This is a genomic window from Streptomyces sp. NPDC102279, from assembly GCF_044766365.1.
Taxonomy (GTDB): domain Bacteria; phylum Actinomycetota; class Actinomycetes; order Streptomycetales; family Streptomycetaceae; genus Streptomyces.
In genome coordinates, this window is the sequence record NZ_JBIWLU010000002.1 from 168,696 (window position 1) to 190,068 (window position 21,373).

A 21,373-nucleotide genomic window follows, 5' to 3' on the forward strand; every position below is an offset into this window, starting at 1 on the left:
ACGCCGCCCCTTTTTTGGTTTTCGGGCGCACCGGGTCCCCCGGGCCCGTTCTTCGCTATTCCGGCGGGTTTAACCGCGGCCCCACCGCGGGGGGGGGGCGGGGGGGGGGCCCCCCCCCGGGCCCCCTCCGCCGTCGTGGTGCGCGCCCCGCAGGGCGCCCGCACCGCTCACCCCTGAACCCGTACCTCCCCCTCGCGCCGCTCGACCTCCCGCCGCACGAGCGGCAGCAGGGTGCGCCCGAACTCCTCGGCGTCCCGCACCGGTCGGTACCCGCGGAGCAGGAACGTCGTGACACCGATGTCGACGTAGTCCAGCAAGGCCCGGGCCACCGTCTCCGGTGTCCCCACCAGGGCTGTCGAGTTCCCCGCGGCACCGGTCGCCGCCGCGGGCGCCGTCCACAGGGCGCGGTCGTGCCTCTCACCCCGCTCCGCCACGGCCAACAGCCTTTGCGAGCCCGCGTTCTCGGGGCGCACCGACTGCCCGAGCGGCAGGGGCGGCCTGCTCCGGTCGAAGAAGCCGCCCGCGGTCCCCTTCCGGCGGAGCCCGTCCAGGATCGAGTACGCCCGCTCCCAGGCCTCGTCCTCGGTCGCCCCGAGCACCGGGCGGAACGAGACACTGATCCGCGGCATGACCGTGCGTCCCGCGGCGCGCGCTCCCGCGTGCACGGCGGCGATCTGCTCGGCGGTCTCGGCCAGGGGCTCACCCCACAGGGCGAACACGTCCGCGTGTCTGCCGCCCACCCGGTACGCGGCCGGCGAGGATCCGCCGAAGTAGAGCGGGACGTGCGGGTGTTGGACCGGCCGCACCTCGGAGCGGAAGTCGTCGAAGCGGTAGAAGCGGCCGTCGTGCCCGAACCCCTCCTCCTCGGTCCACGCCCGCTTCACCACGTCGAGGAACTCGTCCGCACGGGCGTAGCGGTCGTCCTTGGCCGCGTAGTCGCCGTCGCGCCGTTGTTCGGCGTCGTGGCCGCCGGAGATGACGTGCACGGCCAGCCGGCCGCCGCTGAACGCGTCGAGGGTGGCGAAGGTGCGTGCCGCCATGGTGGGGGCGACGCTTCCCGGACGGTGGGCGAGCAGCAGTCCGAGGCGTTCGGTGTGGGCGGCGACGTACGCGGCGACCTGGCCGCCGTCGGGTGAGCTGGAGCTGTGCCCGATCAGGACGCGGTCGAAGCCGGCCTCTTCGTGGACGCGGGCGAACATCCGCGTGAACCCGGGGTCCACGGCCGATCCCTGGCCGCCCTCGGAGTCCCTCGCCCCGATCATTCCGATGAACTCAACCGGCATGGAGGCCACCGTCCTTGGTCGTGCGGGGCGCGGTGCGCTCCTGGTCCGTACCGGCGACCGCCCCGGCCAGCAGGGCTTCCCGGTCCAGCTTGCCGTGCGGGGTGACCGGCAGGCGGTCGAGGTAGTGCAGTCGCTGCGGGAGCATGTGCGCGGGCAGTCGGCCGGCGAGCGCGCTCCGCACCTGGGCGGAGGGCATCGCGGCACGGTCGGCGACCAGGTAGGCGACGAGGGCGGGGGTGCTTCCGCCGTCGTCGAGGAGGCAGGCGGCTCCGTCCACACCGGGAAGCGCCCGCAACTCGGCCTCGATCTCGCCCAGTTCGACGCGGAAGCCCCTCAGCTTGACCTGGCCGTCCATCCGGCCCGCGTAGTACAGCAGGCCGTCGGCGTCGGCGACGGCCCAGTCCCCACTGCGGTAGCGCCGACCCGGGCTCCCGGGTTCTCCGGGGAAGCGCTCGGCGGTCAGCTCGGGCCGCCCCAGGTATCCATGACTCACCCCTGCTCCGCCGATCCACAGCTCCCCCGGTTCTCCGTGTCCGACCAACACGCCTTCAGCGTCGCGCAGTTCGACGTTCAGGTGGGGCAGCGGCCTGCCTATGGGGGTACGGCCCGGGCGGGCGTCGGCGAGGGTCTCGGGGGTCAGCGGGCAGTGCGTGACGTGGACGGTGGTCTCGGTGATGCCGTACATGTTGGTGACCGACGCGAGAGGCGCCGTGTCGGCCGCCCACCAGCGGCGGACGTCCTCGGGGACCATGGCCTCGCCGCCGAGGACGACATGGCGCAGGGCCGGCAGCCGGGTCCCGGTGGCGGACGTCTCGGCGACGAGGTTGCCGAAAGCGGACGGCACCTGGTTGAGAACGGTCACGGCTTCGTGCGCGAGCAGGTGCGCGAAGGCCTCGGGGTCGGCGGCGGTGTCGCGGTCCACGACGACCGCCCGGCCGCCGCCGAGCAGGGCGCCCCAGATCTCCCACACGCTGAAGTCGAAGCTCCAGGAGTGGAACAGCGTCCACACGTCGTCGGCTCCGGTGTCGAAGAGCGGGAGCGCGGCGTCGAGGAGGGCGAGGACCTGCCCGTGCCCGACGACGCACCCCTTGGGGAGACCGGTGGAGCCCGAGGTGTAGATGGTGTAGGCGGTGTCAGGGGGCAGGGCCGGCGCCCCCGGGACGGGCAGGCGGGCGGCGAGGCTCAGCGGCCCGACCTGCGCGAGCGATGATTCCCCCGGCGCCGGGGGCCCCTCCGTGAGCACGAGTGCCGTACCGGAGTCGTCGAGGAAGTGGCGCTGCCGGTCCTGCGGATAGCCAGGGTCGACCGGGAGGTAGGAGGCACCGGCGCCCAGGATGCCGAGCAGCCCGGCCAGCGCGTGCCGGGACCGTCCGGCCCGCACGGCGACCGGCTGCCCCGGGGACACGCGGCCCCGCAGAGCGCGGGTGACGGCGTCGGCCTCCTCGGCGAGACCGCCGTAGGTGACCGATCCCCGGGCGTCGGTGACGGCCGTGCGGCCGGGTGTGCCTGCGGCGATCGCACGGAAGCGGGTGTCCAGCCGGTCGTCGGGGCAGGCTCCGCCCGCCGTGGTGGTGCGGGCTCGTGTGTTCGCCACGGTCGCGGCAGAGCCCGGTGACGCGGGCGCGGAGAGGCGATTCATATGAGCCTCCCATCGGCGGACGCGGATGCGGATGCGCCAACCTCCGGTTCCACGTTCATGCTCGCCTCCACCTTCTCGCCCTCGCTCCCGCACTCGTCCACAGCCTCGTCGACGTCCAGCTCGCGCAGGCGGGAGCGTCCGACGGTCAGGGCGTGCACGAGATAGCTGGCGACGTCGTCCGGCGTGGTGCCGCGCCCGAAGATGCGGTCGACGCCGAGGTCGGCGGTCATGGCGGGGTCGAACCGCGGGCCGCCGACGACCAGGAGGGGCCGGGGGCGTCCGGCGTAGGCGGCGTCCAACTCCGCGCTCAGCTCCCGGACGTTGGCCAGATGGGCGTCGCGCTGGGTGACGGCCTGGGAGACCAGGACGGCGTCCGCGTTCTCCCGGACGGCCCGGTGCACGAGGTCGGGTACGGACACCTGGGCGCCGAGGTTCACGACGCGCATCGAGTGGTAGTACTCCAGGCCCTTCTGGCCCGCGAACCCCTTGATGTTGAGGATCGCGTCGATGCCGACGGTGTGCGCGTCCGTTCCGATGCAGGCGCCGACCACGACGCAGTCGCGCCCCAGGTTCGCGTGCAGGCCCTCGTCGACCTCCTGGGACGACAGCAGCGGGTACTCGCGCTCCATGACGTCCACGGAGTCGAGTTCGACCTGGTGCACGACGGGACCGTAGACCACGCAGAACGTGAACTCGGTTCCCACCGGGCGGGCGTGGACGAGGAGGGGCCGGTCCATGCCCATCTGGCGGGCGAGTTGGAGGGCCGCGCCCTCGACGAGCGCGCCGTGCGGCAGTGGGAGGGTGAACGAGAGCTGCACCATCCCGTCGTCGGTGGTGTCCCCGTAGGGGCGGACCGCGGGCGGCGGTCCGGCGGGCGTGTTCATCGCTGGTGATCTCCTTCACGGTCGTGGACCTGGGACGTTTCGAGAAGCTCGACGGCGGGGTTGCGGTAGCCGGGGGCGCACTCGGCCACCCCGTCCCGGCCGCGGCCTCCGTCGACGGGACGGCGCATGCCGCCGAAGGTGCCGGCGGCGATGGCGTCCAGCAGGCCGTGTTCACCGATCCGCTCCAGCAGGTCGAGGGCCTCTCGCAGCACGACCTCGGCGCGCCGGGTGATGGCGCCACCGGGTGCGGGGTGGAAGTCCTCCTCCAGGGAGCCGGCGGCGTCCATCACGTACCGGACGTTCTGCAGCGCCAGGTCGCGGTCGGACAGGAACGGGGTGACGACGGCCTCGGTCATCATGCCGACGAGCAGGATGTTCTGCCGGGTGAGTGCTCCGGCGAGGTTGAAGAACCCGTTGAGCAGATAGCCGCGGAAGATGTCGCCGGTCATGTGGCGGGTCGGTGGCATCCACTTGAGCGGGGCGTCGGGGAACAGCTCGCGGGCGAGGAGTGCGTGGGCGAGTTCCATGCGGAAGGAGTCGGGCAGTTCGGGGTCGATCTCGAAGGCGTGGCCGAGGCCGAGTTGGGCGTCGGTGAGCCCCGCCTCCTTGCCGAAGTACTCGTTGAGGAGCTGGCTCGCGGTCACCGTGTGGGCCGCGTCCATCGCGTCGGCGGTGGTGAGGTAGTTGTCCTCGCCGGTGTTGATGACGATGCCGGCGCGGGCGTGCAACTGCCGGGAGAAGCGCTGGTCGACGAATGTGCGGACCGGGTTGATGTCGCGGAAGAGGATGCCGTACATGGAGTCGTTGAGCATCATGTCGAGGCGTTCCAGGCCCGCGAGGACGGCGATCTCCGGCATGCACAGGCCGGACGCGTAGTTGGTGAGCCGGATGTAGCGGCCGAGTTCGGCCGACGCCTTGTCCAGGGCGGCCCGCATGAGGCGGAAGTTCTCCTGGGTGGCGTAGGTGCCCGCGTATCCCTCGCGGGTGGCGCCGTGCGGGACGTAGTCGAGCAGGGACTGTCCCGTCGAGCGGATCACCGCGATGACGTCGGCGCCGCCCCGGGCGGCTGCGACCGCCTGCCGGACGTCCTCGTGGATGTCGCCGGTGGCGACGATCAGGTAGATGAGGGGTCCGGTCGGTTCGCCCCACTGCCTGATCAGCCGGTCGCGTTCGTTGCGTCGGCCGTCGATCAGGTCGAGGCCGCCGGCCATGGCGCGCCGGGCGTCGGCGACCGCGCTGTCCGCCGCGGCGCCCTCGGGCAGCCGGAAGGAGACGTCGCGGGCGGTGGCGCGCGAGGCCAGTTCGGTGAGGTCGCGGCAGGATCCGGTGCGCAGCGCGTGCCAGACCGGCAGGGCGACGCCGTGTTCGAGGCCGACCTGGTCGCGTACGGCGTCGACGAGCCGGTTGGCCCAGGGGATGCCCTCGGCGTCGGCGCCGGACAGCCCGGCCAGCCGCAGCGCGGCCCGTTCCACGGCGACGGTGGTGTGGGACCGGGCCATGTCCACGACGGCGCCCCCCGCGCGGGCCGCCAACTCCCTTGCTCGGCTGATCAGTCGGGGGTCGAGGCCCAGTTTTCCGGCGGGGGCCGTGGTGACCCGAGGGGTGTGGCCCGAGTCGGCGGCACCGTCGGAGGAGCTCTTCGTGGCCACGGAGGCGGCGCCATCGGTGGCGGGGGCGCGGGCGGGCACCGCGGAGTCCTCGGACCGGACCGACCGGACCGACCGGGCCGACGGGGCCGTCGGGGTGATCCGGCGGTCGAAGAGGGCGCGTACGCCGGGTTCGGTGCGGATCAGGTCGAGGGCCTGCTCGGCGTGGCCGGGCTGGTAGCCGTTGCCGATGAGCATCGTGACGTCGGCGCGCAGTCCCTCGGCGCCGAGCGCGGCGGCCGGGAAGGAGGTCGCCATGGAGAAGAAGACGACGGTGCCGCCGTCCTGGGTCGCCAGCACGGCGGCGTGCTCGCAGCCGGGCACATCGGTGCAGACCACGGTGATGTCGGCCGGGCCGCCGTGGGCGGCCAGACCGTCGTGGAGTGCCACGGCGTCGCGGGCGTCGGCCCGCAACACCGAGCCGGCCAGGCCGGATTCGGCGAGGGCGGTCGCCTCGGCCGCGTTCGGGACGACTCCCACCAGCCGTCCGGCGCCCGCGCGGCGTGCCGCGGCCAGCGCGAGGCTGCCGGACTTGCCGGCCGCGCCCAGGACGGCCACCGAAGGGGCGCGGCCGGTCCGCGCGGCGTACTCGGCGACGGTGCGGCCGGTCAGGGCGGGCGCCCCGCAGACGTCCAGGACGGCGAGGGACAGTTCGTCGGGCAGGTCGGCGGGCAGGACCGCGGCGACCGACCGTCCGAAGAGGATGGCGTGTCCGCGGGCCGGCACCTGTTCCCCCAGGCCGTCCCAGTCGCGCAGGCCGTCGGTGAGTTCGAGCGGGGTCAGGGTGAGGGAGACCAGGGTCGCCACCCGTTCACCGGGCTTGAGTCCGAGGGGTGTCTCGGGGCCGGCCTCCGCGACGGTGCCGATGAGCATGCCGCCGGAGCCGGTGACAGGGTTGTGCATCTTGCCGCGTTCACTCACGATCGCGCGGACGGCCTCACGGATCGCGTCGCCGTCGCCGTCGTGTTCCTCGTGGAGCTGGCGGTAGGACGCCGCGTCCAGGTTGAGGTACTCGACGTCGATGCGGAGTTCGTCGTCGCGCAGCCGTGGGTCGGGGTCGAGGCGCAGAGCGGCCTGCGGCAGCACCCCCTCCGGGGCGAGCACGCGGTGCAGGCCGAGCGGTGAACCGGGCGTGTGGCAGGGCGTGTTCACTGCTCGTCCCCCGGCTGCCACTGCGCCCAGTGGGCCTGACCGGACGGGGGCAGGGTGTGCAGCGGGTCGTAGTAGTGGTGGGTGCGCTTCAGTGCGTCCGGGGCGTCGTGCTCCACGGAGGTGAGGTAGTTCTTCGACCAGTCGGAGATGCCGAGTTCACGGTCGTACGCGTCGGCCTGGTGCACCCAGCGCTTGCCGACGTAGGGGACGTCGCAGACGAGGCGGGGCGTGGCGAAGCCGGGCAGGTAGCCCATGATGGCGTGCTGGAGCCGCTGGGCCTCGGCGAGCGGCAGCCGCCAGTGCTCGGCGCCGGGGACGAGGTCGCAGAGGTAGAAGTAGTAGGGCATGATCCCGGCGGAGTCGAGCAGGGCGAAACACAGGTCGAGCAGCGCCTCGGGCGTGTGGTTGACGCCGTGCAGCAGCACTCCCTGGTTGCGTACGTCGCGCAGTCCGGCGGAGAGCAGCGCGCGGGAGGCCTCGGCGACGAGCGGGGTGATCTGCTGCGCGGTGTTGGCGTGGGTGTGCATGGCGAGGCCGACGCCGCGTGCTGAGGCCTTGGCGGCGAGTTCGGCCATGCCGTCGAGCACGTCGGGTGCCAGCCAGTGCTGCGGGAGCCCGATGAGTCCCTTGCTGGCGAGCCGGATGTCGCGGACGTTGTCCAGGTCGAGCAGCCGGTCGACGAAGGAACGCAGGCGCGGCCAGGGCACGTTGGCGACGTCTCCGCCGGACACGACGACGTCGCGGACGGTGGGTGTGGCACGCAGGTAGGCGATCATGCGGTCGAGGCGGTCGGCGGGCCGCAGCACGAAGCGGTACTTGTCGACCTGCGGGGTGGAGGTGCCGACGAGGTCCATGCGGGTGCAGTGCCCGCAGTACTGCGGGCAGGTGGTGACGAGTTCGGCGAGCACCTTGGTCGGGTAGCGGTGGGTGAGTCCCTCCACGACCCACATCTCGGCCTCGTGCAGGGAGTCGCGGGAGGCGAGGGGGTGGCTCGGCCAGCGCGGATGCCGGTCGCTGGCCACCGGCAGCATGTAGCGGCGGACGGGGTCGGCGTACCAGTCGGTCGTGCCGGGGGCGGCGGTCGGGGCGATGGTGTTGAGAACCTGCGGGGTGAGCAGGATCGGCATCGTCGCGAACTGCTTCTGGTCGGCGGCGAGATCCTCGTAGAAGGCGTCGTCGAGCCCCGTGCCGGCCAGTTCGCGCAGCTGGCGGACTCCCTTGACGCAGTGGGCGCGCTGCCACTGGGGGTCGCGCCACTGGGCGGAGGTGACGTCCCGCCAGCCCGGGAAGCGCCGCCAGTCGGGCTCGACGGCTTCGTGGCGTCGGTAGCCGTAGGGCTGGGCGAGCGCGTCGGCGGATGCCCGGGTGGGCGGCGCGGTCGGCGGGGGTGCGGTCTTCACGAGGTGCCTCGGTTTCTCCCGGCCGCCGCGGCGGGTGGGGATTCGGGACGGGACACCGCACGGAACGGCCGTGCGGTGCCGCCGGGTTGAGTGGTCTCGGTCAGCGGGTGAGGGCGTAGGCGAGGACGCCGTCGCGGTCCGGGCGGCGCTCGAAGCCGGCGCGTTCCATGACCCGCTGGGAGGGCACGTTGTCCGCGGTGGTCGTGCAGACGACCGTGTCCACGCCGGGCTGCTGGAGCGCCCAGTGGGCGAGCGCGGCGAGTGCCTCCGTCGCGTAGCCGTGGCCGCGGGCGTCCGGGTGCAGGTCGAAGCCGATCTCGGCGGCGGCGTCGTGCGGCGGTCCGTGGAAGCCCATGCCCCCGACGACGAGCCCGTCGGCCTCGCGGACCAGCACGTACATGCCCCAGCCGGAGCGGTGCAGGCCGGCCGTGTGGGCGCCGGCGAGCATGCCCGCGGCCTCCCGCGATCCCTCCCCGGGGGTGCCGCCGAGCCAGGGCAGGTCCGCGGTGCGGCCCTCCCGCAGTTCGAGCGCCTCGGCGGGCAGGACCTCGCGCAGCCGGAGCCGCTCGGCGGCGAGGACGGCCGTCGGGCGGGCGGCGACCTGGCGGCGGCAGGTCTCCTCGTCGCCGGTCCAGCCGGTGGTGCGCCAGCCGTCGGGGAGTTCCCCGGTGGATGGCAGCACGGCGAACGCGTCGTGCGGGTCGAGGGCGATCACATGGGTCACTGCTGCTCCTGTGCTGTGGTGGTGCGGGACACGGGCAGCTCGCTCGCGCGGTGCCGGTGGGTCATGGGGTCGACGGCGTCCAGCGCGTCGAGCAGGCGGTCGAGATGGCCGGCGGGGCCGACGGAGATCCTGAGGTGCCCGGCCAGGCCGAAGCGGCCCGCGTCGCGGACGAGGATGCCGTGGTCGTCCTCAAGAAGCCGTTCGGCGCGGGCGGAATCCCCGACGGGTACGGCGAGGAAGTTGGTCACCGAGGGCAGGGCGTGCCGGCCGCGGGCGGCGAGTGCGGCCCGGAACCCCTCCCGGGCGGCCGTGTTGCCGCGCCGGACGTGCTCCAGGTGCTCACGGTCGGCGAGGGCGGCGACGGCTGCCGCCTGGGCGGCCCGGTTGACGCTGAAGGGCATGGTGCCCTGGACCTCGCGCAGCCGGGCGACGAGGTCCGCGTCGCCGACGGCGTAGCCGATGCGCAGACCGGCGAGGCCGTGCGCCTTGGAGAAGGTACGCAGGGCGAGGACGGGCGCGCCGGAGCCGAGATGGTCGAGGATCTGCGGGGTGCCGGGCGGCGCGAAGTCGAGGTAGGCCTCGTCGACCACGAGGGGCGTACCGGTGGCTGCGGCGCGCTCGACGAGGAGGTCCAGGTCGGCGCGGTTCAGGGTGCCTCCGCTGGGGTTGTGCGGGTTGCACACGTAGGCGATGCCGGCGCCCTCCATGGCGTCGGCCAGGGCCGCGACGCCCGGGGAGGTGCCGTCGAGGGGGACCTCGTGGCAGCCGCGCCGGGCGTTCTCCAGGCAGATCCGGTAGCCGGGGAAGGTGCCGGCGGTCGTCACGCCGGGGCGGCCGAGGTCGCCGAGGCACAGCGCGGTGAGCAGGACCAGTTCGTCGCTGCCGTTGGCCACGGCGACCTGGTCGGGCCTGACGCCCAGCAGGTCGGCGATGGCCCGTGCGGGGGCGGTGCGCGTGGGGTCGGGGTAGGTGCCGGTGTCGTCGACGGCTGCGTGGGCGGCGCGCAGGGCGTGCGGGCTGGGTCCGAACGGGCTCTCGCTGAGGTGCAGCCGCAGGGGCGCGGCCTCCGCGGTGCGCGCGACGGTCGGGGCGGTCATCGTTCGCTGCCGAGGAGGAGGCCGAAGCAGTAACTGCCCGGCTCCGCCTCCAGGGTGAGGAAGCGGTGCTCGGCTCCGGCGGGGACGCGCAGCAGCGCGGGCGAGGTCAGCTCGTGCCGTTCGCCGTCCACGAGGACGTCGATGCGGGCGCCGCCGGGGTTCGGCGAGACCAGGAAGTAGATCTCGTCGACCGCGTGCCGGTGCGGGTCGGCGACCGGCTTGCCGACGAGGTGGGTGATGGGTCCGCCGGCCAGCTCGACGGGCACACCGCCGAACATGTCGGCCGTCAGGTAGAACGGCGCGGGCTCGTGGTGGCCGGCGACCGGCAGGAACCGCGGGATGTCGGTGCGGATCTCGGCGGCCCGGGCGGCACGGTGCACGACGGCGCCGGCCGCCGCGTCCTTGCCGGAGTCGGTGGCGCTCAAGTCCGTTGTGTGGGCGTGGAGTTCGGTGGTGGCCGGCTCGGTGGTCATCAGGAGGCCTTTCGTACGTCGATGGGGGCGGGGTCGGCGGCAGGTCCGGGTCCGGCCGGGACCAGGTCGCGGGCGCGCACGGTGCGCCCCTCGGGTGTGCCGGGGGTTCCGGCGAAGGTGTAGGTGAGTACGTCGAGCGCCCGGTCCAGGACGGCGAGCATGGCGTCGTGGTCGTCGGCGGTACCCCAGAGCACGGCCAACTCCCCCGTTGCGACGCCTGGTTCGACCACCCGGCCGGGCTGCACCCGGGTCTCGTAGGCGTCGACCCCCGGCAGGCCGCGCACCTCGCCGACACCGCTCACGCCGGTGAGCAGTCCGCCCTCGGCGGGCGTCGGCAGCGCGCGGGCGTAGGTCACGCGGTCGTCAGGCACCCAGGCGGGCGGGAGGGGGTGTCCGAGGGCCACTTGTGCGGCGAGGAGCACGGGGTCGAGTCCGCCGGCCAGGTTGCCGAGGCCGCTCTGGAAGCCGCCCAGCCTGCCGTTGACCTCGATCAGCCGGGGGCCGTCCGGGGTCAGTTTCACCTCGGTGTGGGTGATGCCGGTGCGTACGCCGAGCGCCTCGACGGCGTTCGCGGCCAGGGCGAGGACGGCGTCCCGCTCGGAGCCGGTGACCGGGGCCGGCCAGAAGTGGCCGACCTCGCGGAAGGGGGGCGCGAGCGGGAACTTGCCGGTCACCGCCCAGTGGGTGACCCGTCCGTCCTGGACGGCGCTCTCCACGGAGACGTGGTCGCCGAACGGGCCCGCGCCGGCGCCTTCCAGGTACTCCTCCAGGACGAGGGCGTCCTCGCCGCCCTCGGATGCCGAAGCGGTCAGCAGGCGTGCGGTGAGCGCGGCGCCCGCGGCCGCGTCCCGCACGAGGTGGGTGCTGCGACTGCCCTCGCCCCGCACCGGTTTGAGGACGGCGGGCAGGCCGACGGCGGCGAGCGCGGGCACCCACTCCCCCGGGGTACGCAGCAACCGTCCGCGTACCGGGTCCACGCCCCGTTCACGGAGCCTGCGTCGCTGCTCGTGCTTGTCGGTGAGCAGCCGTACGGTCAGCGCGTCGTGGAAGGGCAGACCGAGCCGGGCGGCGAGTTCCGCGGTGGTGCCCAACCGGCGTTCGCTGTAGGTGAGTACGGCGTCGGGGCGGTGTTCGCGCAGGAGGTCGGCGGACGCGTCGAGGGCGTGCGAGTCGCCTTCGCGGACGGGAACGACGGGCGCCAAGTCGGCGAGCAGCGAGGCCAGTTCATCGGTGTGCCGGGAGTGGCACACGGCGAGGACGACGTCGCCGAGCGGTTCGAGCCGGTCCACGATGTCCGCGGGCGCGACGGAGCCGAAGTCGTAGACGACGGCGATGACGGGGCGTGGCATGGCCGTTTCCTCAGACGTCGGCGTGGTCGGGTTCGGGCGCGTACCGGACGCCGGAGAGCGTGGCGGCCAGGGCGGGAGCCTCGTCGGCCACCCCGGAGGCCGCCGGCACCGGCCGGGGTGCGGATGCGGCGCCGAACAGGGCGAGGGCCGGTTCGAGGCCGGCGATCTCGGCGGGGACGGTCCGGGCGGCGGCCCAGTCGGCGCGAGCGAGGCGGTAGCGGTCGCTGACGGCGCGTTCACCGCGTACGGCGTTGACCTGCGTACCGTCGTGGGTGAAGCCGAACTTGCGGCACACGGCCTGGGAGGCGGTGTTTCCCCGGCGGACCACGGAGAAGGCGTCCTGCGCGCCGAGGCCGGTGAACGCGAGCTCCAGGGAGGCGGCCCGCGCGTGTCCGCCCAGCCCGAGACCCTGGTGGCGCAGTCCGAGCCAGGACGTGAGGAGCACCTCCCCGGTCACCGCGAAGTCGCGGGCGCCCAGCGACTGGGACCCGACGACCTCGCCCTCGTGCACCACGACGAGGTACAGGGTCCAGTCATCGGCACTCCAGTCCGCCATCGCCCGCCAGTGACGCTGGAGGACGCGGCGGGCGACCGTGGCCCGGTCCCCGTCGGTCCACTCGGAGAAGAAGGGCATGAAGCCGGGTGTGTGCACGCCCTCGGCGCCCAGGTCGGCGAGCGCGTCGAGGTCCTGCGGGGTGGGATGGCGCAGTTCGACGAGCGGGGTACGCACGGTGATGCCGGTCAGCGGCCAGTTGTGCATGGCGGGTGCCTCCTTGGGGGCTGCGGCTGGATGGGGGGCGCCGGTTACGGGGCGGCGGTCACGGGGGCGGAGCCCTTGCCGCCCGCCGCGACGGACCCGGCATCGGCGGCGACGGGCGTGGTGGCAGCCTGCGTGTCGCCGGACTCGGCGGTCCCGTCCTGCGTATCGGTCTCCGCGGGATCGGGCAGGTCGGCGGCCGACGGCAGGACGCCGCGGAACGCGGTTCCCACCAGGGCCACGGCCGCGCAGACCACGATGAGCGAGACGACCAGGGGCAGGCCGTCGGCCAGCGGCAGAGTGGCGCCCGCGAGAAGGGGGCCGGCCACGGATCCGGTGGACACGGCCACCGACAGCATGGCGTTGACGCGGCCCCGGGTGCGTTCGTCCGCGAGATCGTTCAGCAGGCCGGTGATCACCGGGAAGACCAGGGCCTCACCAACCGACAGCAGCAGCACACCGGCCATCGCGGTGACCGTGGCGGCGATGCCGTGCTGCCGTCCGGCGACCAGCACCAGGGCCCAGGCCGCGGTCCACAGGGCGCCGGTGGTGGCGAGGACGGTGCTGCGCCGGATGCGCTGGATCCGCTCGCCGAGGAGCACCTGGGTGAGCACCGCGACGACGATGTTGACGGCGAAGGTGCCCGAGAGCCCTTCGGGTCCGACGGCGCCGCCGGCCGTCAGATAGCCGGGCAGGCCGGACCTGAGCTGCCCGTACGACACGAGCGAACACAGCGTCAGGGTGGCGAGGAGGACGACGATCGTCCGCTGCCCGAGGACCTCGCGGTAGCCCACGGGGCGCCGTGCGGTGTCGGCGACGGCGGGGGTGCCGGAGCGGGCCGTGGCACGGTCGAGCCGTGGCAGCAGCAGGAAGAAGGCGGCACCGGCGGCCAGGAAGGTGCACCCGTCCGCGAGGTACAGGGCCGCGAACCTCGCCGCGTCGGAACCCGGCCCCGACGCGGCGACCAGGCCGCCCACCAGCACGCCGAGGCCGGTCATCGCGTTGAACACGGCGTAGTCGGCGGAGAAGGCGAGCCCGCGTTCCCGGGCGGTGGCGGCGCCCGCGTACAGGAACCGCAGGACGGTGCCGACGCCGCTGATGCCCAGGCCGTACACGACGGCGGCGGTGAGGGCGGTGGGCGCCGAGGTGGCGAACGCGTACAGCCCGGTGCCCGCGCCCGCCACGCACATCACCAGGGTGACGACGGAGCGGGGTGCGAGCCGGTCGAGGACGGCACCCCAGGCGAGGCCGCCGAAGACCGCGGTGGTGGCCTGGACGGCCAGGGTGGCGGCGGGGATCCAGGCGGCGAGGCCGCGGACCTCCCCCAGATAGATCCAGAGGAAGGGCAGGACCAGGCCGCCGCCGAAGGAGTTGACCGCGTTGACGGCCAGCACCGCGCGGGTCCGTGGGGAGAACTCCCGCACGACCGCGAAGGGGTGGGCGTTCACCGGGCCTCCAGCACGTACAGCCACGAGTGCGGGGTGCCGAACGCGACGGTGCGGACGGGGTGCAGTCCGGCGCCGGCGAACAGTTCCTCGTAGGTCTCCTTGGTGTGCAGCGGTACGCCCATCAGCGCGTGCGCGAGCTCGTAGCCGAGGGAGAACACCGGCAGCGTCGAGGAGCCCTCGGCGTCGGGGCGGAGCATGGTGTCGGCGAGGACGAAGGTGCGGGCGGCGGGGAACGCCTCGCGCAGCCGGGTGAACAGGTGTGGCCGGGTGTCGGGGTCGGCGAGCAGGTCGTGCAGGAGGAAGAAGCTCATCACCGTGTCCACCTCGGCGATGGCGTCGCGGTGGGCCTCGCGGTGACAGACGTCGAGCACGTCGGCCTGTACGGCCCGCACCCGGTCCTCCAGGCCGGCGTCGGCGATGGTGCGTCGGCCCAACTCGGTTGCGGGAGCGCTGATGTCGAGTCCGAGACCGCGGGTGCCGGGCCTGCCGCCGACGATCCGGCTGACCCGGGCGGAGATGCCGCTGCCGAGGTCGGCAAGGGTGTGGAAGTCGATGCCGGCGAGGACGTCGTCCAGGGTGTTCGCCATGAACGAGCGGTCGTTCTGACCCGAGCCGAGGGCGACCATCGCCTCGTCGCGCAGCAGGTCGTCGCCGAACGTGGCCTGGCCGGTGGCCAGTCGGGCGGCGCCCGAGAAGAGGTCGCTGTAACCGCCGACCGCCCAGGTGAAGTAGCCGCGCATCCGGACGGTCTCGCGTCCGGCCTCGGTCAGGACGGCCGTGTCGCCGTCGTCCTCCAGCCGCAGCCAGCCGCACACGGCGGCTGCCCGCAGCACCTCGCGGACGATCCGCTCACGGACGCCGGGGCCCGCCCCACGGACGAACTCCGGGATGTTCAGGCGGGGGTTGTCGGCGAGCCGGTCCAGGACGCCGAGCCGGTCGAGGGTGTGCACCACGGTGGCGGCGACATAGCCGTTGAACGCCTGGTCGACGCCGATCGGGGCCGGTGCGGCCCCGTACCAGTCGGCAGGCAGCTCGGTGGGCGGGGTGTGCAGGAGGGTCATCGTGACTCCGAGTCAGGAAGGAACGTGCGACGGAGAGGGGGACGGAGGGAATGGAGAGGGAGGAGAGAGCGGCTGCTCCGGGGTGAAGTCGGTTCGTGGTCAGGCGGGTTCGGGCTCGGGGAGCGGTGCGGCGGGGACGGGAGCTTCGGCGCCGAGCAGCGCGCGGAGTTCGTCGAGCAGCAGCCGCGGGTCCGCGGTGGCGGAGAGCGGCTCGTAGAGCCCGAGGGACAGGGCCCAGTGGGTCGAGCCGGCGCGGACACAGCAGCGCAGGAGCGGCTCGTCGCGCAGCCGGAGCGGCTGTCGGGCCGCGTCCCGTACGGCGGCCCGCAGCTGCTCCGGACCGGCGTCCGGTTCGGTGGTGAGATACGTGGGCCGGACGGTGGCCGTGGGCAGGGTGCGGGCCCGCCAGCGCCCGGCCGGGTCGCTGAGCACGGTGCGCAGGACGGGGTGGCGGCGCTGGATCTCGTCGAAGGCGGCGGCGATCTCGGCGGGCGCGGGCACCGGCCCCGGAAGCACCGTTTCGACGGTCACGTTGTGGTCGCCGGAGGAGCCGTGCCGCACCAGATCGTAGAACAGCCAGCGCTGTTCGAAGGGGGTGAGGGCACGGGTCGTGGGTCCGTCGGCCGGTCCCGCACCGCCCGGTTCGCGGCGGCGGAAGGGATGTCCGGGCAGCCGGATCCGCCTGCCCTCCCGTCCCAGCGTGGTGTCGACGTCGAAGCCGAGGCGCCACAGCTCGGCGAGCAGCCGGGCGTAGGAGGCCCCGTCGGCCGTGTCGAGCCGGAGTGGGTCGACGTGACCCGTCCCGTCGAGCGCCAACTCAGCCGCTGCTGAGGCCATTTGCGAGCCGATGACCACCACCGGCGTCGTCCGCTGCTCCGAGTCGGCCGGAGCGACGATCGGGGTCCGTTGCGCTCCGGCCGGAGGTGTCGCGTTCTCTGCGGCGGCTCGCAGGGCGGCGGGCAGCGGGAGTTCACCGCGTGCCGCGGCGGCGGCCCAGGCGCCGGCACCGTGGCCGTGCACCGCGTACGGCGTGACACCTCGGGCCCGGAGCCAGGCCACCACGCCGTACTGCACGGCGGCGGCACGGGCCGCGGCGTCGTCCGCGCCCTCCCGGCAGGCGTCCTCGGCCCGCCGCAAGGCATCGGTGATCTCGGGCAGGTCGGGGACCGACGCGGGGGCGGGCGACCCGTAGAGCACGAGCACGGGTCCGGCACCGGGCTCTCGTACCGGAGAGGTGTCGGCCTCGTCCGACTTCCGCAGCAGACGGGCGAGTTCGGCGGTGTCGGTGCCGATGACGGCGTCCCGGCAGGCGAAGCGTTCGCGTCCGGTGTGCAGTGTGCGGGAGAGGTCGTCGGGGGCGGTCCGGGGCTCGTGCTCCAGACGATCGGCGAGCCGCCGGCGCAGTGCGGCGAGGGCCTCGGCGTCGCGGGCGGACAGGGCGAGGACGCGGGGCAGGTCCGCGAGGGTCGCGGGTCGGATCAGGGAGTCGGCCACGACGGGTCACACCCTTTCGAGCTGAGGGACGGGGACCGTGACGGGCGCGGCGCAGCGGTGCTCCTGGACGACCACGTGGGCGTTGGTGCCGCCCACGCCGAAGGAGCTGACCCCGGCCGTACGGGGGCGGCCGGTCTCCTCCGTCCACGGGCGCCCCTCGTCCAGCAGGGACAAGCGGGTTCCCGCGGTGGTCAGTTCCTCGATGGGCTCGCGCACGTTGGGCGTCGCGGGCAGGTGAGCGTGGTGCACGGCGAGTACGGCCTTGATCAGTCCGGCGATGCCTGCGGCGGTGTTGCAGTGCCCCACGGAGGCCTTCACGGACCCCACCGCGACGCCGGGGCCGTCCGGGCCGAGCGCGTCGGCCAGGGCGGTGGCCTCGATGGCGTCGCCGAGGCGGGTGCCGGTGCCGTGTGCCTCGATGAAGCCGACGTCGCGTCCGCTGACACCGGCGTTCGTGAGGGCCTCGCGGATGACCCGGGACTGGCCCTCGACGCCGGGGGCCGAGTAACCGATCCTGGCCCGACCGTCGTTGTTGACGGCGCTTCCCCGGATGACCGCGTACACGGGATCGCCGTCGCGTTCGGCGTCGGCGAGCCGGCGCAGCAGGACCGCTCCGGCGCCGAAGCCGCCCACGGTTCCGGAGGCGCGCCGGTCGAAGGGCCGGCACACACCGTCGTCGGCGTAGAGGAAGCCGGGTCGGTAGCGGTAGCTGCCGTCCGAGGCGGGGTCCAGCGAGACCGCGCCGGCGAGGGCGTAGTCGCTGCTGCCGGTGAGCAGGCTGCGGCAGGCGAGGTGGACCGCGTAGAGGCCGGTGGAACAGGCGGTGTCCAGCAGCAGGGCCTCGCCCCACAGATCGTGGAGGTAGGCGAAGCGGGAGGCGACGAAGGTGGGGTCGGCGTTGACGACGTCGTCCACCCGGGCCTCGGGGTCGGTGTCGACGACCTTGGCGCAGCCGGCGTAGAGGCTGGTGCGGGAGGCGATGTCGGACAGGCGCAGGGAGGCGTCCTCGACGGCGGACCACAGGACCTCGTGGAGGACGCCCTGTTGGGGGTCGCCGTCGCGCAGGTCGTCGGGTCCGAAGCCGAGGAAGTCGGCGTCGTAGCGGGCTCCTTCGGCGGCCATGCCCCAGCGCGCCACCCGCCGCTGCCCGTCGGGCAGTTGGGTGATCACCGGTCCTGGTCCCTCGCTGAAGCAGTCGCGTCCGGAGCGCAGGTTGTCCCAGAAGGACGGGAGGTCGGCGGCGCCCGCGAACCGGGCGGCCATGCCCACGACGGCGATGGCGTCGTCGTCCGCGGTTGCCCTCCGTACCGCGGTGGCCGCGGCGGCCGGACGCGAGGGTGTGTCCTCTCCGCCGAGCAGCCGGGTCTGCGACCGTACGGTGCCGTGCCGCAGCAGGTCGGCGATGGCGGGCTTGGTGCCGGTGGCCCGGCGCAGGGCCGCCTGGAGCCGGACCAGGAGCAGCGAATGTCCGCCGACGTCGAAGAAGTTGTCGTCGAGGCCGAAGGTCCGCTCGCCGAGGAGTTCGCGCCAGGCGCCGTGGACGGCTCGCTGGAGGTCGGTGCCGTCCACCGCCGTCCGGGTGGTGCGGGGTTCGGGGGCGGTGAGGTCCGGGGCCGGCGCGGGGGCCGCCGTGTCCTCGGGCCGGGGCAGTCCGCGCCGGTCGATCTTGCCGTTGGGGGTCAGGGGCAGCTCGTCGAGGACGACGAGATGGGCGGGGACGGCGAAGGCCGGGAGGCAGGCCCGCAGATGGCGCATGACGTCGGGGTGGGCGCCGGGCCGGCCGAGGACGGCGTAACCGACGATCTCCTTCTCGTCCCGCTCGTTGCGGCGGGCGGTCACGAAGGCGGCGGTGACGTCGTGGTGGGCGCGCAACGCGGACTCCACCTCGCCGAGTTCGACGCGCTGGCTGCGGATCTTGATCTGGTTGTCGGCGCGTCCGATGAACTCCAGCTGTCCGTCGGCGGTCCGGCGCACCCGGTCGCCGGTGCGGTAGAGCCTGCGGCCCGGTTCGGCGCTGAACGGGTCGGCCCAGAACCGCTCGGCCGTCCGGGCCGGGTCCCCGAGGTAGCCGAGTGCCACGCCCGTGCCGCCGAGGACGAGTTCGCCCGGCATGTACGGGGGTGCGGGGATGAGGGTGTCCTCGAAGACGACGTGCGCGACGGTGCCGGGGACGGGGCCGCCGATGGGCAGGGTGCGGGCACGGTCCGGCACCTCCTCCACGGGACACCAGGTGGAGGTGAAGGAGTTCTCCGTGGGGCCGTAGCTGTGCAGCAGGGTGCCGGGCCGGGCCCAGCGCAGCGCCTTGCGCAGATGCGGTACGGAGACCAGTTCGCCGCCGAAGTACACCCGGCGCAGGGTCTGGAGCAGGTCGGGCGCGTCCTCGATGAGGCGGTTGAGGAGCGGGGTGGTGACCAGCAGCGTGGTCACGCCGTGGTCGCGGACGGCGGTGCGCAGGGCGGTGGGGTCGAGGACGAGTTCCTTGTCGAGGACGACGAGCCGGGCGCCGTGGGTGAGGGCGCCCCAGATCTCGTAGGTGGCGCCGTCGAAGTTGAGCGGCGACAGGTGGGAGACCGTGTCGTCGGGGCCGAGCGGCAGGAAGTCGGGCCGGTGCATCATGCGTACGACGCCGCCGTGGTGGAGCAGGACGCCCTTGGGCCGGCCGGTGGAGCCGGAGGTGTACAGCACGTTGAAGACGCTGTCGGGGCGGACCGTCACGGCGGGCGGGACGGCCGGGCATGACCTCGCGGCTCGGGCGATGCCCTGCGGGGTGTGCACGGCCAGGCCGTCGGGCGTGCGCCCGGTCTCCGACGGCTCGGCGATCAGCAGTCGGGGACGGGCGTCCTCCAGTACCAGACGGAGCCGGGTGTCGGGGTGGTCGGGGTCGAGCGGCAGATAGGCCGCTCCGGCCATGGCGACGGCCAGCATCGCGGTGACGGTGTGCGGGCCGGGCCGCAGCAGCAGGGCGACCAGGTCTCCCTCACGGACGCCTCCTTCGTCCCTCAGCCAGTGGGCGGCCCGGGCAGCCGTCTCCGCCAACTGACCGTAGGTGAGGGCTACTTCGCCATGTACCACGGCGACGGCGGCGGGATCGCGGCCCGCCTCGCGCAGGACGAGTTCGGGCACGCTCGACGCGGCGACCTCCTCCGTTGCGGACGGGTCACCGGCTCGGGAACCAGCGGGACCCTCCTCGGCCGCGGTGGAGTCCGTGAGGCCCGCGAGCAGTTCGCGGCACCGCGCGCCGGGGCGTTCGGCGGCCGCGAGCAGCTGATCGAGCTGACGCACCATCAACTCGGCGGAGGCAGAGGCGTACAGGGCCGTGTCGTAGTCGATGCGCAGGACCAGGCGCTCGGGGTACTCCAGCGCCGCCAGCGCCACGTCGTACTTGGCCGAGGCGGTGTCGAGGTGCAGGACACGGACGGTCGCGCCGGGCACCGCCTGGGGGGCGGTGGTCCGGGGCTGGTGCAGGAACACGGCCGTGTACGCGGGGCCGGCGCCGGGGGCCGGGGGTCCGCCCGCGGCGAGGGCGTCCATCGAGTCGAGGACCTGGTCGCCCAGGCGTCCGGCGTGCTCGCCGAACTCCTCGTCGGGCACCATCCGGCTCCGGACGGGCAGGACCCGGGTGAACAGGCCCACCGCGTCCACGGCGTCCGGCTCGTCCCGGCCCGCGAACGGCATGCCCAGGACCCCGTCCCGCTCTCCGGACCAGGCGTGCAGCAGCAGCGCCCAGGCGCTCAGCAGGACGGTCGCGGGAGTCACCCCGAACCGGACCGCCATCCGCCGTACGGAGTCCAGGCGTTCGGCGGACAGGGTGCGCTCGGCCCATCCGGGGGCGCCGCGCAGCCGGTCCTCGGCACGGACGAGGTCGGGCAGCGGCCCGAGCGTGACGGGTTCGTCGTCGAGCAGTTCCTCCCAGTACGTGCCCGACGCCCGCTCCTGTGTGTCGGCTCCTGGGGTCGTCCCCGCGGCGGGGCCTTCGGATGCGGGGCCGCCGACGCCGGTCGGCGCGGGGGCGAGCGGCGGTGTCCCGGCGACGCGGGCCCGGTAGGCGGTGAGCACGTCGGCCGCGACGAGGTCCAGCGTGCGGCCGTCCGCGACGATGTGATGAACCGTCAGCACGAGGAGGGCGCCGTCGTCGTGGAGCAGTACCTCGGCGCGCAGCAGGGGTGCGGTGCCGGGGTCCAGGGGGCGCTCTGCGGTCCGTACGGCCTCGCGGTGCGCGGCGTCGGAGCGGCACGAGCCGGTCCGGCGGGCGACGCCGAGCGGGGCCGGCGCCCCGGGCTCGGGGCAGAAGCGCAGCTCACCGTCCTCGCCGTCGAACCGGCCGGCCAGCTCCGTTCGCCGGGCGAGCAGGTCACCGAGGGCGAGACGCAGCGCCGGCACGTCCAGGTCGCCGAGGAACTCCAGCGCCACCGGCACGTTGTAGCGGCCGGACTCCGGTTCGCAGCGGTCGGCCAGCCAGATCTCCGTCTGGGCGGCCGAGGCGGGCCGCCCGATGTCATGGCCGGTCATGAGCTCTCCTCCCCCGTCGCCGCGACGGACACCGCGGGGGAAGGCGTGACCACCGCCGACGGCGCCGGACGCCCCGTCACGGCCGCGGATCCCGCTGTGCCCGGCGTGGCGACGGTTCCGGTGTCCGCGGTGCGCGGGAACGGTTCGCAGGCGTCGGCGGCGAGCGCCTCGGCGAGGGACAGCACGGTGGGGTTGCGGAACAGCACTCGCACCGAGATCCGGCGGCCCAGTGCGGTGCCGAGTTCCCTGACCACCTGAAGGGCACCCAGCGAGTGGCCGCCCACCTGGAAGAAGTGGTCGTCGTCGGTGAATTCGTCGTGCCCGAGCGCCTCGGCCCAGGCGCGGCGCACCAGCGCCGCGGTCCCTGCGGGGTCACCGGTGCCGCGTGTCGCGGATTCGGTCGCCATAGCGGCAGTCGTGTCCTTCCGTCGTTCGTCCTGACAGCGGTCGGCCGTGC

15 protein-coding genes are annotated in these 21,373 nt (G+C 74.1%); all 15 read right to left on the reverse strand.

The window, feature by feature from the left end; translation table 11 throughout:
- Window positions 1-167 precede the first annotated feature (167 nt).
- Window positions 168-1,283 carry an LLM class flavin-dependent oxidoreductase gene (locus tag ACIRQH_RS04290; protein WP_404224146.1) on the reverse strand — a complete coding sequence of 372 codons (1,116 nt, stop codon included), beginning with the start codon at window positions 1,281-1,283 and terminating at the stop codon, window positions 168-170.
- Window positions 1,273-2,877, reverse strand: coding sequence for an amino acid adenylation domain-containing protein (locus ACIRQH_RS04295; RefSeq protein ID WP_404224148.1), 1,605 nt, complete (start codon window positions 2,875-2,877; stop codon window positions 1,273-1,275). Before ACIRQH_RS04295 ends, ACIRQH_RS04290 begins: the two co-directional genes overlap by 11 nt.
- 41 nt (window positions 2,878-2,918) lie before the next feature.
- Window positions 2,919-3,806, reverse strand: coding sequence for an OAM dimerization domain-containing protein (locus tag ACIRQH_RS04300; RefSeq protein WP_404224150.1), 888 nt, complete (start codon window positions 3,804-3,806; stop codon window positions 2,919-2,921).
- Window positions 3,803-6,604, reverse strand: coding sequence for a lysine 5,6-aminomutase subunit alpha (locus tag ACIRQH_RS04305; protein ID WP_404224152.1), 2,802 nt, complete (start codon window positions 6,602-6,604; stop codon window positions 3,803-3,805). Before ACIRQH_RS04305 ends, ACIRQH_RS04300 begins: the two co-directional genes overlap by 4 nt.
- Window positions 6,601-8,004 carry a lysine 2,3-aminomutase gene (locus ACIRQH_RS04310; protein ID WP_358821716.1) on the reverse strand — a complete coding sequence of 468 codons (1,404 nt, stop codon included), beginning with the start codon at window positions 8,002-8,004 and terminating at the stop codon, window positions 6,601-6,603. The genes ACIRQH_RS04305 and ACIRQH_RS04310 overlap by 4 nt, the downstream gene beginning before the upstream one ends.
- Before the next feature lie 100 nt (window positions 8,005-8,104).
- Window positions 8,105-8,728, reverse strand: a complete 624-nt coding sequence (locus ACIRQH_RS04315) for a GNAT family N-acetyltransferase (protein ID WP_388877297.1) — start codon at window positions 8,726-8,728, stop codon at window positions 8,105-8,107.
- A complete protein-coding gene (locus tag ACIRQH_RS04320; RefSeq protein ID WP_388877300.1) occupies window positions 8,725-9,825 on the reverse strand; it encodes a pyridoxal phosphate-dependent aminotransferase in 1,101 nt (366 codons plus the stop codon). The genes ACIRQH_RS04315 and ACIRQH_RS04320 overlap by 4 nt, the downstream gene beginning before the upstream one ends.
- Entirely contained in the window at window positions 9,822-10,298 is a 477-nt protein-coding gene (locus ACIRQH_RS04325; RefSeq protein ID WP_388877303.1) for a cupin domain-containing protein, read from the reverse strand. The genes ACIRQH_RS04320 and ACIRQH_RS04325 overlap by 4 nt, the downstream gene beginning before the upstream one ends.
- A complete protein-coding gene (locus ACIRQH_RS04330) occupies window positions 10,298-11,647 on the reverse strand; it encodes an ATP-grasp domain-containing protein (protein WP_404224155.1) in 1,350 nt (449 codons plus the stop codon). Before ACIRQH_RS04330 ends, ACIRQH_RS04325 begins: the two co-directional genes overlap by 1 nt.
- Before the next feature lie 10 nt (window positions 11,648-11,657).
- Window positions 11,658-12,407, reverse strand: a complete 750-nt coding sequence (locus ACIRQH_RS04335; protein WP_388877309.1) for a GNAT family N-acetyltransferase — start codon at window positions 12,405-12,407, stop codon at window positions 11,658-11,660.
- Window positions 12,408-12,451: 44 nt separating this feature from the next.
- Entirely contained in the window at window positions 12,452-13,852 is a 1,401-nt protein-coding gene (locus ACIRQH_RS04340) for an MFS transporter (RefSeq protein ID WP_388877312.1), read from the reverse strand.
- Window positions 13,849-14,913, reverse strand: a complete 1,065-nt coding sequence (locus ACIRQH_RS04345) for an SAM-dependent methyltransferase (RefSeq protein ID WP_404224158.1) — start codon at window positions 14,911-14,913, stop codon at window positions 13,849-13,851. The genes ACIRQH_RS04340 and ACIRQH_RS04345 overlap by 4 nt, the downstream gene beginning before the upstream one ends.
- A 99-nt stretch (window positions 14,914-15,012) precedes the next feature.
- Window positions 15,013-16,407, reverse strand: coding sequence for a hypothetical protein (locus ACIRQH_RS04350; protein WP_404224160.1), 1,395 nt, complete (start codon window positions 16,405-16,407; stop codon window positions 15,013-15,015).
- 6 nt (window positions 16,408-16,413) lie between these two features.
- Complete coding sequence (locus ACIRQH_RS04355) at window positions 16,414-20,916, reverse strand: amino acid adenylation domain-containing protein (protein ID WP_404224162.1); 4,503 nt, start codon at window positions 20,914-20,916, stop codon at window positions 16,414-16,416.
- Window positions 20,913-21,323 (reverse strand): acyl carrier protein, encoded by a 411-nt coding sequence (locus tag ACIRQH_RS04360; protein ID WP_388877323.1) that lies wholly within the window; start codon window positions 21,321-21,323, stop codon window positions 20,913-20,915. Before ACIRQH_RS04360 ends, ACIRQH_RS04355 begins: the two co-directional genes overlap by 4 nt.
- Between the last annotated feature and the right edge of the window lie 50 nt (window positions 21,324-21,373).

Coding starts and splice junctions, on each gene's coding strand:
- ACIRQH_RS04325 (WP_388877303.1), bottom strand. CDS start 10,298: ATGACCACCGAGCCGGCCACCACCGAACTCCACGCCCACACAACGGAC.
- ACIRQH_RS04335 (WP_388877309.1), bottom strand. CDS start 12,407: ATGCACAACTGGCCGCTGACCGGCATCACCGTGCGTACCCCGCTCGTC.
- ACIRQH_RS04360 (WP_388877323.1), bottom strand. CDS start 21,323: ATGGCGACCGAATCCGCGACACGCGGCACCGGTGACCCCGCAGGGACC.
- ACIRQH_RS04290 (WP_404224146.1), bottom strand. CDS start 1,283: ATGCCGGTTGAGTTCATCGGAATGATCGGGGCGAGGGACTCCGAGGGC.
- ACIRQH_RS04355 (WP_404224162.1), bottom strand. CDS start 20,916: ATGACCGGCCATGACATCGGGCGGCCCGCCTCGGCCGCCCAGACGGAG.
- ACIRQH_RS04330 (WP_404224155.1), bottom strand. CDS start 11,647: ATGCCACGCCCCGTCATCGCCGTCGTCTACGACTTCGGCTCCGTCGCG.
- ACIRQH_RS04345 (WP_404224158.1), bottom strand. CDS start 14,913: ATGACCCTCCTGCACACCCCGCCCACCGAGCTGCCTGCCGACTGGTAC.
- ACIRQH_RS04300 (WP_404224150.1), bottom strand. CDS start 3,806: ATGAACACGCCCGCCGGACCGCCGCCCGCGGTCCGCCCCTACGGGGAC.
- ACIRQH_RS04320 (WP_388877300.1), bottom strand. CDS start 9,825: ATGACCGCCCCGACCGTCGCGCGCACCGCGGAGGCCGCGCCCCTGCGG.